The sequence below is a fragment of the Psychrobacillus sp. FSL H8-0483 genome (genome assembly GCF_038637725.1).
Classification (GTDB): Bacteria; Bacillota; Bacilli; order Bacillales_A; family Planococcaceae; genus Psychrobacillus.
Genome location: NZ_CP152052.1, coordinates 3,138,997 through 3,154,449, shown reverse-complemented (window position 1 = coordinate 3,154,449; position 15,453 = coordinate 3,138,997). Strand labels below are relative to the sequence as shown.

The 15,453-nt window shown below is 30.8% G+C and carries 21 protein-coding genes; all 21 read left to right on the top strand.

Annotated features, from left to right (window positions below; all coding sequences use genetic code 11):
* Positions 1-16 precede the first annotated feature (16 nt).
* The 21 genes from MHB48_RS15235 to MHB48_RS15135 all read left to right on the top strand — a co-directional run bounded on the left by MHB48_RS15235 (position 17) and on the right by MHB48_RS15135 (position 15,423).
* Positions 17-358 (top strand): hypothetical protein, encoded by a 342-nt coding sequence (locus tag MHB48_RS15235; RefSeq protein ID WP_342598809.1) that lies wholly within the window; start codon positions 17-19, stop codon positions 356-358.
* 304 nt (positions 359-662) lie between these two features.
* Positions 663-1,661 (top strand): hypothetical protein, encoded by a 999-nt coding sequence (locus MHB48_RS15230; protein WP_342598808.1) that lies wholly within the window; start codon positions 663-665, stop codon positions 1,659-1,661.
* 243 nt (positions 1,662-1,904) lie between these two features.
* Positions 1,905-2,249, top strand: a complete 345-nt coding sequence (locus tag MHB48_RS15225; RefSeq protein ID WP_342598807.1) for a hypothetical protein — start codon at positions 1,905-1,907, stop codon at positions 2,247-2,249.
* 11 nt (positions 2,250-2,260) lie between these two features.
* Complete coding sequence (locus tag MHB48_RS15220) at positions 2,261-3,493, top strand: hypothetical protein (RefSeq protein WP_342598806.1); 1,233 nt, start codon at positions 2,261-2,263, stop codon at positions 3,491-3,493.
* Positions 3,494-3,763, top strand: coding sequence for a hypothetical protein (locus MHB48_RS15215; RefSeq protein WP_342598805.1), 270 nt, complete (start codon positions 3,494-3,496; stop codon positions 3,761-3,763).
* Between the two features lie 17 nt (positions 3,764-3,780).
* Positions 3,781-4,197 carry a hypothetical protein gene (locus tag MHB48_RS15210; RefSeq protein WP_342598804.1) on the top strand — a complete coding sequence of 139 codons (417 nt, stop codon included), beginning with the start codon at positions 3,781-3,783 and terminating at the stop codon, positions 4,195-4,197.
* Between the two features lie 55 nt (positions 4,198-4,252).
* A complete protein-coding gene (locus MHB48_RS15205) occupies positions 4,253-5,116 on the top strand; it encodes a DUF5309 family protein (RefSeq protein WP_342598803.1) in 864 nt (287 codons plus the stop codon).
* An 80-nt stretch (positions 5,117-5,196) separates the two neighbouring features.
* A complete protein-coding gene (locus MHB48_RS15200; RefSeq protein ID WP_342598802.1) occupies positions 5,197-5,367 on the top strand; it encodes an XRE family transcriptional regulator in 171 nt (56 codons plus the stop codon).
* A gap of 182 nt (positions 5,368-5,549) precedes the next feature.
* The gene (locus MHB48_RS15195; RefSeq protein WP_342598801.1) at positions 5,550-6,359 is read left to right on the top strand and encodes a hypothetical protein; all 810 of its coding nucleotides are present in this window, start codon (positions 5,550-5,552) and stop codon (positions 6,357-6,359) included.
* Complete coding sequence (locus tag MHB48_RS15190) at positions 6,356-6,535, top strand: hypothetical protein (protein ID WP_342598800.1); 180 nt, start codon at positions 6,356-6,358, stop codon at positions 6,533-6,535. Before MHB48_RS15195 ends, MHB48_RS15190 begins: the two co-directional genes overlap by 4 nt.
* 216 nt (positions 6,536-6,751) lie before the next feature.
* Complete coding sequence (locus tag MHB48_RS15185; RefSeq protein WP_342598799.1) at positions 6,752-7,783, top strand: hypothetical protein; 1,032 nt, start codon at positions 6,752-6,754, stop codon at positions 7,781-7,783.
* Between the two features lie 80 nt (positions 7,784-7,863).
* Positions 7,864-8,247, top strand: a complete 384-nt coding sequence (locus tag MHB48_RS15180; protein ID WP_342598798.1) for a hypothetical protein — start codon at positions 7,864-7,866, stop codon at positions 8,245-8,247.
* A 3-nt stretch (positions 8,248-8,250) separates the two neighbouring features.
* Positions 8,251-9,858: a terminase family protein gene (locus MHB48_RS15175; protein ID WP_342598797.1), complete on the top strand. Its 1,608-nt coding sequence runs from the start codon at positions 8,251-8,253 to the stop codon at positions 9,856-9,858.
* Positions 9,859-9,921: 63 nt separating this feature from the next.
* On the top strand, positions 9,922-10,263 hold the full coding sequence (locus tag MHB48_RS15170) for a hypothetical protein (protein WP_342598796.1): 342 nt from the start codon (positions 9,922-9,924) through the stop codon (positions 10,261-10,263).
* Positions 10,264-10,334: 71 nt separating this feature from the next.
* Positions 10,335-11,657, top strand: coding sequence for a phage portal protein (locus MHB48_RS15165; RefSeq protein WP_342598795.1), 1,323 nt, complete (start codon positions 10,335-10,337; stop codon positions 11,655-11,657).
* Positions 11,658-12,250: 593 nt separating this feature from the next.
* The gene (locus MHB48_RS15160) at positions 12,251-13,495 is read left to right on the top strand and encodes a hypothetical protein (protein WP_342598794.1); all 1,245 of its coding nucleotides are present in this window, start codon (positions 12,251-12,253) and stop codon (positions 13,493-13,495) included.
* A 25-nt stretch (positions 13,496-13,520) separates the two neighbouring features.
* Positions 13,521-13,778 (top strand): hypothetical protein, encoded by a 258-nt coding sequence (locus MHB48_RS15155; protein WP_342598793.1) that lies wholly within the window; start codon positions 13,521-13,523, stop codon positions 13,776-13,778.
* A gap of 19 nt (positions 13,779-13,797) precedes the next feature.
* On the top strand, positions 13,798-14,001 hold the full coding sequence (locus MHB48_RS15150) for a hypothetical protein (RefSeq protein WP_342598792.1): 204 nt from the start codon (positions 13,798-13,800) through the stop codon (positions 13,999-14,001).
* 56 nt (positions 14,002-14,057) lie between these two features.
* Positions 14,058-14,474: a phage holin family protein gene (locus MHB48_RS15145; protein ID WP_342598791.1), complete on the top strand. Its 417-nt coding sequence runs from the start codon at positions 14,058-14,060 to the stop codon at positions 14,472-14,474.
* 5 nt (positions 14,475-14,479) lie between these two features.
* Entirely contained in the window at positions 14,480-14,815 is a 336-nt protein-coding gene (locus tag MHB48_RS15140) for a hypothetical protein (protein WP_342598790.1), read from the top strand.
* A gap of 8 nt (positions 14,816-14,823) precedes the next feature.
* Positions 14,824-15,423: a hypothetical protein gene (locus tag MHB48_RS15135; RefSeq protein WP_342598789.1), complete on the top strand. Its 600-nt coding sequence runs from the start codon at positions 14,824-14,826 to the stop codon at positions 15,421-15,423.
* The last annotated feature ends 30 nt before the right edge of the window (positions 15,424-15,453 follow it).

The window sequence follows — 15,453 nt, the reverse complement described above, 5'->3', positions numbered from 1 at the left end:
ATGAGGAGGAAATATATTGATTATAAATAAAGAAAATTATAGTGAGTTTATAAAAGATGAATATGAATTATCATTTGTTCTAGCACTTGAAGATGATGAACTATTATTTGATACAAATTTAACTACACTTAAAAATCATCTTTCATCTCTAAAGAATAAAGGGTTTATAGAAAAGTTCTCTCATGAGGATAATCGCTTTCATGTCATAACAGAAAAGTATTTAATAAATCTGAAGGTATTACACAATGGTGACGTCTGTCAGTATACCATTAATAAAAAAACGCAGAACAAAGGGAACTATAGTAGAAGAATGTTTCCAGAAGCAATAATAAATACATTCAACAAATTTGTTCTTTAAAACTAGGGAAGCATATTGCTTCCTTTTTTTTGTGGAAACTAGGTGTGCAAATATTTGAATATCGTATAAAAGGACGTTTTTATTCGATATTGGTCACCTCGAAAACGTAGGAAAACAAGGCGTTTTGAGAATCGAATAAAACCAAATTTACAGTATAAAATAAATATTTTTCCGTTTGGTTGATAAAAGTGTTTTTCGTTCCTATAGTAAGAAGTGTAGGGATGTTTTTCCAATAAAACGAATTTTAACAGTCCTCTCTATGAATGTAGAGTAGGTAACTTATAAATATAAAGGAGAATCATAAATGGAATTTATAGAGAAAATCAAAGCACATCAAGAAGGTAAATATGATTTGGCAGCGGAACTTTTAAAAGTTGCTCAATCAGACATGGTAGATGTTCAAATGGTATGTACCAAACATCAAGTAAAATTTTATGATGTAGAGTACGAGGATGAACGTACAGAGGTCTTTAGACGTTGGAGAGCAAAGTATACACCAAAGCAAACTACAACCTTATATCGCATTGCATACAATCTAAAAGTTTTAATAGTTCGTCATAGTAAAAAAGCAAAGAATATGAAATGGGCATTAGATACAGGATCACAAATAGAGAAAGCAATTTTTGATGGTGAGGACTTTGTTTATACTGTTTTAACAACTCTAGGACACCATTATCATGTTGATGATTTTTATAAAATTCCTAAAAGTGTGCTTAAAGAAGTTGAAACCTATCTGAATTATGACAGTTGGTATGATTTCAAAAAGATTTATAGCGACCATCTAAATATCTCTCCTTCTGTTAATCGCTCCATTAAGAAACTTCAAGATGAAATATCACCCTTAATTTTGGATTCACTATATGAGGTACTTCCTAAAGTAGACCTAACAAAAACAGATGAACAAATAATAGGTTTTATATCAAAATCAGTTAGAAATAGAACGTATCGAAAATTAACGAAGTTATTGGGAACTAAAGTTCATCAGATAAACGGTGAAAAATATATTGTAAGAACAGATAAGATGAAAATGAAGCAAACGATTATAGATAAAATGCTAGGAATAAATGAAGGTAAGTTGACCAACAATCAAGTGAACTTTTATCGCCAGTTGAAAAAATTTATACAAGTTGAAATAGATGCTCGAAATACTTCACCATTCACGTTTAGTAAAGAGGATGAAATTATTAACATCAACAAACGCTACTTTGCAGAAAAGATGGAAATGAAAGAATCTGCATTTAAGCATAGATTGATACGATTACAAGATAAGAAGGATAAAGATTTCTTTGCTCAAATAGGATGATTAAAACATCACACTTTTAGGTATATATTAGGTTCTATGTAGGAGTAAATAAAAGTCAATAATTTTTTAATCGTCATTCAATTATTTTAGTATAGGGGGAGTAGTTACCCCCTATCGTTCATTATAGTTTCAACCTGAGAATATTTATTTGTCATTTTTATTCTCTCCATGTGGGATTCCGATTATTTCGGAGTCCTTTTTTTATTGTCAAAATTCAAATTTAATATAAGAGGTGGTCATTAAATGGCTCAAATTAATAATTACGGTTATGAAAAGTTACGAGAATACATCCTTTCTAATTGGAAGTATTTAGAAATACAAACACCAACAAGCGAAGTTTTAAAGCGTTACTCTACTTCAAACGGATTGGTAATCACAGGAACGTCTACAAGCACAGAATTGGAATATAAGTTAGTTATCACAGGTGACGCTACATTTTTAAGTAAGACAGTAGGTAAGTCAGTTTTATTCAATGTGGCTACAAATGGTTCTCCAATAGCGACTGAAGTATTTAATCCATTTACTTTTGAAACAGTAGACGACCAATTGACGATTATCCACAAACTACAAGTTCCTCAGATTGTCTAGGAGTTGATTAAATGGCTACATTAATTAGCACACCTGCTCAACTCCAAGCAATTAACAACAACCTTACTGCATCATATGAGTTAGTAAATGATATTGATTTAACAGGAATTAATTTTACAGTTCTTGGTGATGGAACAACATCAGCCAAACGATTCAAAGGAACATTTGAGGGCAAAGGATACAAGATAAAAAACTTAAATATTAATAGGACTACTGCAAATGTTGGTTTATTTGGATTTACAGAAGGTGCAACAATAAAAAATGTTGGACTTGAAAACGTTAATATATCGACAACGCAAAATTATTGCGGTGGACTAGTTGGCTACTCGATAAACACAAATATTGACCAATGTTATACGACAGGTGAAGTTTTTGGTCAGTATGGGGTTGGTGGTCTAATAGGTTGGCTCGCTGCAACTACAAGTTCTACTATTTCAAATTGTTTTTCGAGTGCCAATACAACTGGAAAAGGTCGAGTTGGTGGATTTGTTGGAAACTTACTTGATACTAAAAGTTTTATTTCTAATTCATATGCATATGGGCTTCCGACTACTTTAGAAACTTCCTACCCTGCAAGTGGATTGGTCGGTGATATAAACGCACTAGCAAAAAGCAATGTAACGAATTCATATTACAACTCAGATTTGAATAATTTTCATATTGTAGGAATTGGATTAACTACTTCACAATTTGCAGATTCATCTAATTTCTCTAATTGGGATTCTAATATTTGGGGCTTTGCTTCATATCCATATTTAAAAATCTTCGGTGTTCCTCCCATCCCCTCTAAGAAAGTAACAATCAATCTCAATAGCCATTTAAACGTCATTTACAGTTCACTAGGTCGTTCTAAACGTAAGGTGAGTATTAGTTTATCTCACACTGGAAACGTAACAGGTGAAACGTATAGGTCAAGACAATTGATAAAAAACATCACGTCACATATTGATGAGATTGTTTCAAATGTTACGACTTTGCAAAATGCGAATGTGAAAAATTATGAGGTTTTATCTTATATAAAAGGTATTGGATCAAATGCTAGTCGAATTGTACGGACTGTGAGAACAGTAGAATCAGATGTACAACCTATTCAGATTATTACAGATATACAGATTCCATTTAAGATTGGAAAACCTGTTTATGCGACTGTATATGTAGTTGAGAATCCAACGAATCTAAATAAATTAGTAAATCAATCAAATACACATGTAAAAGAAAACGCAACGGAAATGAGCGTGATATAAATGTTCGCTAAAGATACAATCTTGCTTGTAGTACAATTCAGAGATTATAACGGAAATAAGGTAACTCCTAATGATGTTAAATTGACGATATACGACAAACAGGAAACTCCTATAGAAGAAATTACATTTGGTCTAGCAACAGATGGACTAGGTAAATTTGAATATGAATACACAGATACCACTGGCTCAGATTTTATTTTTGAGTTTAGTGGTGTTTTTAATGAAAAACCGATTTTAGCAAGACAAGAAGTAAACGTAAAATTTAACTAAGAATAGGAGAATCACAAATGGAAAATGAACAAGTAGAACAAGTAGAGGTATCACCTGATATTCAAGAACTTGAAAAACAGGTTTTAGAAAACGGTGAGCAACTAGAACAAAGTAAAAAATTAGCAGAAGAAATTCTACAGGAACGACAAGAATTTTTGGAATCACTCGAAAAAGATTTATTTGATAAAGAGTTAAAACTTACGTTAAAGGAAAATGGACTTGAAGCATTTGCAGAAGTTATTAATGTCGATAACTCAGATGATTTGGGAAAAGTGGTTTCTAAATTAATTTCAATCGTAAATAACATAAAAGTATCTAATGGTTATGTTCCAAAAGAATCGAACGGAACACAGGATGCTTATTCACAAGCAATACAAAATGGTGACGTTAAAAACGCTATCGGTTTTAAATTTGCCAACTTGTTTAAAAGATAAGGTGTCCAAAATTGGACATCAAATAAAACTAAAAATTAAAGGGGAAATATAAATTATGATTACATCAAACAACGGATTTACAGCGACAGAAAGCATTTCACTATCACAAGAACTAGCACTTTTGGGAGTACAATCAACTCCATTTGCATCTTTACTATTATCTAAAGGTGTAGAGAAAGCACTTGCAACAGTATATACCTTTAAAGAAAAAACTATCTCAAATGATGATGATATTTCAGCAGTTGAGGGAGCAGATACAACAGAATTCCAACAATCCGCAAAGCGTGAATTAACTGCAATTCTTCAAATTTTCAAGAAAGCAGTATCAATCTCAGGTACGGCAGATGCAATGCAATCAACTAAGTTTTCAGAAGAAGTTGCAGACCGTCTATTAGAATTAAAAATTAATCTTGAAAAAGTATTAATTAACGGAACTAAAGCAGATGGATCAATAACTCCATTTATCCGTAAAATGTCAGGTATTGTTGAGAGTGCTGATTCTTCAAATGCAGAAACAGGTGCTGATGTAGAGGAACTAATCAAAACTACTATGCAGAATTTATGGAACAATGATTTATCAGAGGGAGCATATTACTTATTTGTAAATGCAGATGTGAAAGAAAAAATTGATGCAGTATACAAAGATTCTTATTCATATGTTCACCAAACAAATAATTTTGGTCTAGTTGTTGATACAATCAATACTAATTTTGGTACTGTAAACGTAGTTTTATCTAAACACGTTCCTGCTACTAAAGGGATTTTATTTAATGATGCTTATGTAAATATGGTTGCTTTACGTGAAGCACACTTTGAGCCACTTGCTAAAACAGGTGATAGCACAAAAGGACAAATTGTTGGTGAATACTCACTTAAAGTAGGTTCTCCAAAAGCAGTAGCAGTAATTACAGTAGCATAATCACGAAAAGCACTCTCTTAAATGAGGGTGCTTTTTTAATATAAGAAATTCAATTAATTGAATGAGAAGGGAGAATCAATATGACAGAAACAGAATTATTTGTTATGAGGAAAAGGAAGCGTATTAAACTTTCACAGGTAGCGAAATTTGTGGATTGCTCAATTAGTTTATTAAGCAGATTTGAAAATCAACAGGTAGCAATGGATAAAGAAAAGATAAAAAAATATCGAGAATATATCGAACAATATTAGAACAAACATACTTAAAGAAAATCCCATAATAGAAGGAGTGAATAAATGAATTACTCAACTTAGTTTCCTTTTTCGTAGATGTACTCAGTCGATTCAATCGGCTTTTTTTACTTGGTTTTGTGAAACCACTTGCGAAAAAGGGAGCAACAAATCATAGGAAACTGTATTGATATTCATTCAATATGAACAAACAACTAAAAGAATTATTTCCCCAATGGGTAACTAAAAAACAAGATAGAAATTTAACTCTAACTAACGATCTTGATTCATTACTGAGTTGCACTTTATTAAATATGATTCAAGGATACGAGATTAATTACTACTACACATTCAGAGGTATTCATGTATTAAATCCTAATGACACAAGACATTCAATAGGAATAGATATGGCAATTAAAAACGGTATGACATGGGATAACCATGTAGTAAAGATAAACAAAGATGATTATGTTAATCCACTCTCAGCAAATATAAATGCTCTAATAGGAATTAACCAATCCAATTATTTTGAAAAGTTTTGTGGTTCTACTGCATTACAAGTTTATTCGTATTATGATATTCCGCTGCCAAAAACAGATGAAGGTAAATTATTTATGTTATCAATTGATTCCTCTCATTTAGGACATTATGATGATAGGTTCAAAGAAATACACCATAAGTATTTAGAACTTCTAGGATACACAGAACTCATTGACTTGTTGAATAAAACATCTTTATGGGAAGTCGAATGGCTTAAACAGAATGAAAACTTATCTTTTAAAAATGGTGAAGTTTCTTATAGAAGAGGCGATAAAGAACACGCAGAAAAATTACTGGGGTTGGAGTTAATGATTCCACAAGGCGAGTTTCAGTTAATGCAAGAATTTAATAGTGGTAAAGGAAAGATTAGTCATACTAATAATCCTATCTACTATGACAATATTTTTTCCTATGCACTCACTGGAAGGAATTTCATTAATTATTCAACGTATATGAGAGGAGAAACAGCATGAATGAAATGACTAAAGAATATTTCTTTTGCTATACAAAAAGCATGAGCAATCATTTAAAAGAATGTGGAATCAACTATATAATGAAATCTCGTTCAATAAAAAATAATCAGATATTCACTCTCTATGCAAAGTCACCTGAGTTACAAAAAGCATTAGATGAATATAAAAATCTTTAGAAAATACATTGTCACTAAATTAGCATTTTTAAATAATTATACTTATAATTAAGTGTGAAATAACCGTATCATTTATCATACACATATTTCACATCAATAATGAGGTATGTGTATTGTTTTATATACACTTTGTTCATAGTTTACAGAAATACACTAATAAAGAAATAAACAGTATACCTCTATTATAGAATTTAACTAAGAGAAGGAGCAACATATATGAGAAGAGAAGATAATTTTATTATGATATACAATGATTTAATTACAGAGGATGAAGATAAACATTTATCAATTGAGGAATTGTATCTGTATGGTCTATTGAGAAAAAAAGAAACCTTAGAAGGGTTTTCAGAAACAAGTATTTCGTTCTTAGGTCAAACTTCACCAATCCCATTTGCATCAGATACACAAAGAACAAACAAAAAAGTTAAGGGACTTCTATTAACATTGAAATCAAAAGGGTGCGTTAATATATCAGATGCAGATGGAACAGTGTTAGAGGATTTCAAACCGTCTGATTTTATAAAAGTAACCTTCCCTTTACTAGAAGGGGGATTTGCTCAAATCCCAGTTGTTAATTTTAATAATTATAAATCCATGAGTGACTTCTATATTTATTGCGGTGTTGTTAGATGGAAGAATAGCGGTAAAGGTTATTTTAATTCATCTTATGGCAGGTGGGGAAAGATACTACAACTATCAGAACGACATGCAATTGATCTGGTAAATCAAGCAGTTGAAAATAAAATTATTTATAAAAATATTGGTGATTATGTAGATAGTGAAAGTGGAGGACAAAAGCAACAAAAGTTAAATCAGTATTCTACAACACCATTCAATAATAATGAGAAATCTATACAGACAAAGAAAAAAGAATCTGATATAGCAAATGAAGAATTTCATTCTAATAGAATAAACAGTGATAATGAAATAATTCAAATGGTTACAGTAGGACAAGTATTTAAAACATACAAAGATGATAAAAAAAGAAATATTTATCCGTCAGTTGATGATTATGTGTTCTACTTGTTACTACTAAAGAAACTTGAAGGTCAACAACCGACTAAGAGTGAACAGAGTTTTATTGATATTGTAAATAAACGCATGGAGCGTATGAAAAACAATAAGAAGTTTATTTCCACTTTTGAGCAGGCGAAAAGAATGGTAGACAGACAGATTCATAATTCAAAGGGAAATTCATTCCTTGATGAATTAACTATGAACGGAAAAAGCGTTGAAGATATTTTTTAATAAATATATTAACACTAGACGATTGTTCACTGGAGCAGTCGTCTTTTTATATTGCATGAAAATCTATAGGAGGAATGAACATGGAATTAAATCAAGCGTTAAAAGAATTAACATATAAGAAACAATTGTATTTCAAATGGAAAAATGATTATGGCATGAGGAATCCACGAACTGAGGAATCAATCTTAAAGGAAATTAATGCAAAAGATTTCTTCACCTATGAAAAGTGGGAATTGAGCGAGGAATATCAGTTTCTAATGAATCTACTCTTGCAGTCGAAAATTGGACAAGACATGCAAATTATCTATGAAGCAACTTCTGAAAAAGCAAAATCAGGAGATGAAAAGGCGACTAAACTTTTATTTGAAATTCAAAAGCAAATTGTAGCCATGAATAAAGAATACAAGAGCAAAAAGCCAACTAAAAAGAGTTCTGAAAATGTATATGACGATTTGGAGTTGTGATGAATGACTAACGCAACTACCAAAAAACCTGAGAATAAACTTCAAAAGGTATTAGATGATTTTGAGTTATTTGCAAAGAACTTTATTTTCATAACAGACAATGAGAACCAACTTGTAAAATTTGAAATCAATGATGCTCAAAAGGAAATAAACGACCTCATGAGTAAGAATCGTTTCATCATTATTGGTAAAGCAAGGCAAAGTGGCATCTCTACTTTTGTATTAGGTAAAGCATTATGGAGAGCATTGACGAAACCTAATGAAAACATTCTTATAGTTAGTTACAAAGGGGATTCTGCTAAGGCACTCTTTGATAAATTAAAGATGATGAATGATTCTATACCTAGAGAGAAGTTTCCTAATGTATTTCCTACAACTAAACGTGATAACAGGGGAGAATTATTCTTTTCAAATGGGAGCAGAATTTCAAGTGTAACGGCTGGATCAAAAAGTATTGGTCGAGGAAGTACGTACACATATATTCATCTATCTGAGTTTGCTTTTTATCAAGCACAAGAAACACAATTATTATCAGTTGAGCAATCACTTGCAAAAGGGGAACAATCGCAACTTACAATAGAAACAACCTCCAACGGTACTGGCAACCACTTCTATAAACTCTACACACAAGCCATGAAAGGTAAATCAAAATATGTAGATTATTTTGTTCCTTTCTTCCACAAACTTTATTCCAAACAATTCAAATATGATTATGCAGAAGCAGAAATATGGTACAAAGCAACCAACAAGGGAAAGCGTTTATCACTTGATGATTTAGAAGATGATGAAATTGTTTTACACAAAGCAGGAGCAAAATTGAAACAGTTAATGTGGCGAAGATGGAAGATACAAGATATGGAGGATGAAACTCAATTCATGCAAGAGTTTCCTTCTAATCCTATTGAATCGTTTATATCCACTGGGCGGTCTGTATTCGATCAAGCGAAAGTATTAAAACGTATGAGCAACACAATTGAGCCATTATCTAAAAATGATGTGTCTGAGATTGTACCTGAGAGCGTTTTAAAATACGTTAATCGGGGACTTGCTTTATTCGAGTTACCTGAGAGGTCTAAAAAATACTACTTTGGTGTAGATACTGCAAGTGGCAGCGGTCAAGATTTCAGTACAATTTCAGTATTTGATATAGATGGACAACAAGTTTTAAGTTTCTATCACAATAAAATAACAATTTACGAATTTGCTCAGGTCATATATGACTTGGGTATTTTTTATAACTATGCTTTTTTAACAGTTGAATCTAATTCATATGGTTTAGCAGTTATTGAGCGTTTACGTAAAGAGAAACAATATCTCAATATGTACAAGATGAAAACATTTGACGAACGTGGGAAGAAGAAACTTAAAGTTGGATTCTTAACATCTCAAAAAACAAAACCTATCATGATTTCAGATTTCAAAGAACAATTTGAATTAGGACTAATCAATATTGAATGTAAAGTCACTTTAAATCAGATGCAAATGTTTATTGAAACAAATGGACGTATGGGAAATAAAAAAGGAAACAGCGACCTACATCATGATGATAGTGTAATTTCTTCTGCTCTTGCAATACAGGGCATGAAAGCAAATAAGTGGTATGTGGATTGATAAGATTAAAGTTTTGCAAAAAACTTTTTATTGTTTACAATAATTTTATAGGGGGTGAAATTTATGGAAAAACTAGAAGAATATATTTTGGATGACATAAGGAAGTGGAAGGAAGAAATTTCTGCTGAGATTAAAAGAATTGATATGGAAATTGAAGAGAAAAAGAAGAAAATTGAAATCAACGAAATAAAAATGAACATAGTAGAACATTCTGCTGACAAACTAGGTTATGCGAAAGTAGTAAGAGACACGCATTGGGAGACATATGGTAAACCTCTTTTAGAAGAAAATGAAAATTTAAGTAATGAAATTAATTTATCAGTTAATACTGATCTTTTTTACCAGAAACGTTCATTAACTTCTTTAGATGCTTCATTAACTGAGTTTTTTAAAAGAAACGAATAAATAAACGAATGAAAGTCGTATCCACTGAGATACGGCTTTTTTTATTGAAAAAAATTAAGGAGTTGTAACAATTGAATTTAAAACAATACGTCAAGGTTAAATATAAAAATATTGGTACATGGTTTGTGGAAGAAGTAGAGGCATTTCATAATACATCAAGAGTACTAGATATACAGAATAAGAGGGATTATTTAGAAGGACACCACAATATATTAAATCGACCTAACTATCAATATAACGGACAATTGGTAGAACCACGTAAAATTGTATTGAACATGGCAAAAACAATCTTGTCATTCCAAACACAATTCCTTTTAAAGAATCCTGTACAAATTACAGGTAAGGAAAAGATGGTAGAGGAATTTCAAGTGGTAAATAAGTTAGGCAAATTTAATGAAAAGAACATTGCTCTCCTTGATAAACTTTTAAAGTTTGGAAATGTATATGAATATATCTATATAGATAAGAAAGGTTATATCACATCTAAGATTATCAATAGAGATGAAGGTTTCCCTGTTTATAATCAGCATAATGAGATGATTGGATTCATTGAACAGTACGTATTTGATGGTATCTCATATTACGTTGTCTATGATGATGAAAAGGTTCAGGAGTGGAATAACGAGGATGGATCATTAATCATGACTTCTCAGTTTGCTAATCTGAGTGGATTGCCAGTTGCTTATGTATCTACTAATGAACACAGTGAAACAGAGGGAAGAAGTCAGTTAGATGATTTCATAGGCATACTAGACAACATGGAGGATTTAATATCGAAAACAGTAGACGGATTATATAAGATGATTAATCCTGTTCCTGTTATCTCAGGTCAACAGTTGAAAGGTTCAGTTCCTCAACATATTGTGGGTGGAGGTATCCAGTTAGATGATGGAGGAACGTTTAGTTTTGAATCGGCTACTATTGATGCAAAAGCATTTGATATTCTGTATACGCAATTGTATCAATCATTATTAGATATAAGTATGACACCTTCTGTATCAATGGGGAGAGCAGAAATTAGTAATGTATCTGAGCAATCTGTACGCTTACTGTTCTCATTGGCTAGTGTTAAGGGTGGAATGAATGAGCAATGCTTACGTAAAGGATTCTATGAGAGATGGGATAAGATACGTTCATTACTAACATACAAAGGGATTAACATTAATGATAAAGCATGGTCAACGTTTGATGTTCTGTTTACTTATGACTTACCTTCTAACAATGCAGAGGTCATTGGCAACCTAAGAGCATTGAGAGAAATGGGAGCGTTAAGCATGGAGAGTATGCTTGAGTTAAGTCCTATGACAAGTGATGTTGGACAAGAGATGGAACGATTGAGTAGCGAAGGTAAGAGTAGAGATCAGGTTCAGGATGAACTAGACGTAAATAGTTGAGTGAATAAGTATTATGAATAATGAGATAATTGTGTATAACTTGTTGATAACATAGAATAACTATTCAGTATATTTGAATAGTTTTGGTAAGTGAAAGTTTAATGGAAATGTAGACGTATCAAGGGGATAGAGTGAGAGTGTATATATCAAAAATTTTTCACTGTTATATAAGAATGAATGTTCGTAATAGTTATTGAAAAAATGAATCCACTTTATGACTGAGATTTTTTTGGGTTTACCATTTAATTAACAATACGATATTTGTAATAATTACAGTGGATTCAGGAACAACTAATAAACAATTATCTATCCATTATCTAATAAAAATTTGGTTTTAATTGAATATCTGTACGGTATTATAATAGTCATTATAGAACAATGGTGTTAAATCAACGTTTAGATGAGAGTAGAACCGTAGTTCTAATCCCCTGTTGTATTTATTAACCAAATTGTTAGTTGGATACCCCTAAATTTTAAAAAGTTCCCCTACCATATCAGTTTTTTCACGCACATAAAATTTTATATTCTCTCCCTCTATCTATCTATTAAAGTTGAATGGTAAAATATTCATATGCAGTTAGTACTTAATGTAAATGGTAGAGGAGAGATTTGAAATTTTAAAATCAATCAGATATAAAATACAACATATAATATCTATTAAGAAATATCTTAACTATATAGATAATGAAGTAACTGATAATACTGAATCAGAAAAACCAGACAGTAACCAACGTATTTGGGATGTAACCATATATGATGTATTAACAAACAAAGATATGAATAAGTTAGTCAAATCCTTATACAAATTAAATGATAAGGAATACACAAAGAGGATCGGTCTTAGAAAAAAGAAATCAAAAAATTTACATTATCTACGGCTAGAAATTAATCATACTGGAAGCGGTGTTCTAGCATATATAGAATTTAAAAATCATGATTACTTTAAGAAAATTTCATTATCATATACACAAGTTACAAATCAAACAATTGCAATCGAGTATAAAATTAGTTTTAAAAAAGCAATATTGTTTACCGAAATAAGAAACTTCATAAGAAACAATATAAAGAGTACATATTTTACAGGTTTCACTTCAATTTTTGATAATGAAAGTTTAAAAGAAAAGAATGGTGATTTTATCCATCAAAGAGAAATGCAATATATAAGGGATATTTTCCAATCCTTTATAGTAAAAAAACTGTTTTCAAATTACGGTAAAAAATATCAATTACCTATAGGTTATACAATTAATTATGAAAAAAATGTGGAGTTTGAGAATGAACTAAAAAACCCTTTTCTAATGCTATCTTTATATAATAAACCGGAAGATTATTATATTCTTATTGATGAACTGAATAATAGTCCTATTTATTATTTATATTTTAGCGGAAATACTATTCCTAAGTTTCCTTTTTTGACTAACTTTCAGTATCTCGGAAATGAATTTTATTACAATATGTTCAATCATATCGAAAATATGGAATTAACCACGAAAGTAACTAGATATCTTTTAGGTAACTATAAAATTGTGAAGAAAAAAGATTACTTATGGTTAGTAAACAAACTTAGAGCGTTAAAAGATAGTGATTTTAAACCAAATAACTATAATGAAAGTATAAAAAAAGATGATTGGGAAATACGATATGACGAAGAACCAAGTGAGGATAATTTTTTTACAGGAAACAATTTAACATTAAAATATACGAGGATTTATAATGAATATCATGATTATATGAAAACCTTACTAACCACTCAAAATGATACCATTGTTTTAGTTGTAGGATCATTAACATTGATATTTACTATTCTTGGTATTTTAGTGACGTTGATATTATCTTGAAATTCGCAAAAGGGAGGTGAGCATTTTGGAAAACTTTAAATTTATGGGGATTGATAATGAACCATACAAATCTAATGGTTCCTATAATAAAGAGGAATCCTTATTACTGATAACTTTTGATTCAGTTCACTTTACTAGAAGGTTTACCGATTTTAAAGAAGAGAACAAAATAATTGAACAAATTTCTTTTTTCGGTGATGAACGCAGTTCTTCATATTATGGACCTTATAAGGTTAGTAAAATCAAAGATAATGAAGTAACTTTAAAGATAATATCAAATTGAAAAATATGGAGTAGATTTAATGGATTTTAACGGGATTTATGAGACACTATTCAACTTTAGACATACTTTAAGTGGGTATACATTAAAAGAATTAAAAAAAGAATTCGACAATTATGAGTCGCTTGAAGTAGGTTATGCTTTTCATAAGTTGGTAAAAGAAGAATACATTGAAATTGAAAAAATTAGTGCGAATGATTATAAAATCATAAAAGTTTTAAAATAAAAGGGGCATCTCATTTGAGATGTTTTTTTTATTGTCCAAAATTCACACCATAGGAGGTGTTTATCATAGAAAAATTATTATTCGGCTTAACCTTTTTAGGAACATTCTTTGCGTTTCTAATAGGTGGATGGCACATATCATTAACAATCCTTGTAGCATTTATGGTTATTGATATTGTTACAGGATTAATTAAAGCAGCGATACAGAAAAAATTAAATTCAAAAGTGTCCTATAGAGGATTCCTAAAGAAAACGTCAATCATGTTAGTTATCATCATTGCTAACTTATTAGACGTTCTAACTGCTTCTGGTGTACCTGTATTTAGAACAATGGCTGTGTTCTTTTATATAGGTATGGAAGGATTGAGCATAGTAGAAAATTTAGGTCACATAGGTATTCCTTTACCTAGTGGTATTACTAAATACATTGAACAACTATCTAAAGAAGAAATACCAACCAACGGAAAGGAATGATTTATATGAATAACATACAACGATTAGAAATGGAAACTAAGGGGATTGAATTAGACCAACAAGAATTAATCATCTACTTAGAGGAGAATGGATTAAAGCCACATGATGAATACAACGCTACTTCATTAAATAACAAGAAAGCCATTTATCAAACTGCATTATCTGTATTGGAATCAGTAGCCAATAATCCTGAGTTAATGAAGAACATTAAAATGGATGATATGAGTGTCTCACAGTTCCATGAAAACTTAACCCAGCGTATTGACCAACTGTATAAAACTATAAGACAAATGAAAACGGATCAATCCTCAAATTCTGATATTTTCATGTTGTATTTGTGAGGTGAGAGATGATGAATTATTTAACTAATCCTAAATTGCTCAATGATAGTATGAATCATATTTCAGAAACCGTATTAATAAATGGAGTTCCTCAACAAGCAGTAATTACAACTGCATATCTAGGAATGGAAGAAAATCGTCATATATCATCTTTACAACCATTTAAGCGTGGTGATTTAGTTGAACACAGAAAGCATACTTATTTAGTCAATGAGGAAGTTAAAAATAAAAGACATAATAAGTATCGTGCTACTATGACAAGTTGTAATTATTATTTCACTGTAAGGGATTTAATAGAAAGGATTGATACGGGGGAAAAAGATACTTATGGTAGACCGATTTATAAATATATATACGGAGAGCCATATAATATTCATGGGGTAATGAAAGAGTGGGATAGAAAGTTAGACCAAGCATTTGCAATCAATATGATGCAAGTAACATTCTTTATTGATGTACAGGATAATGCAATAAATCGAGAGCAGTTTAAAGTTAATAATATTTACGATATTAAAGGTGTAAACATGGAGGTTAAATTACAGGAGTTATCCAATGAAGGAATAATAGGAGTATTGTTTATTAAAACAGGTTCATCTGCACCTTATTAATAGTAACTGCAAATTAATTGACAAGGGGAA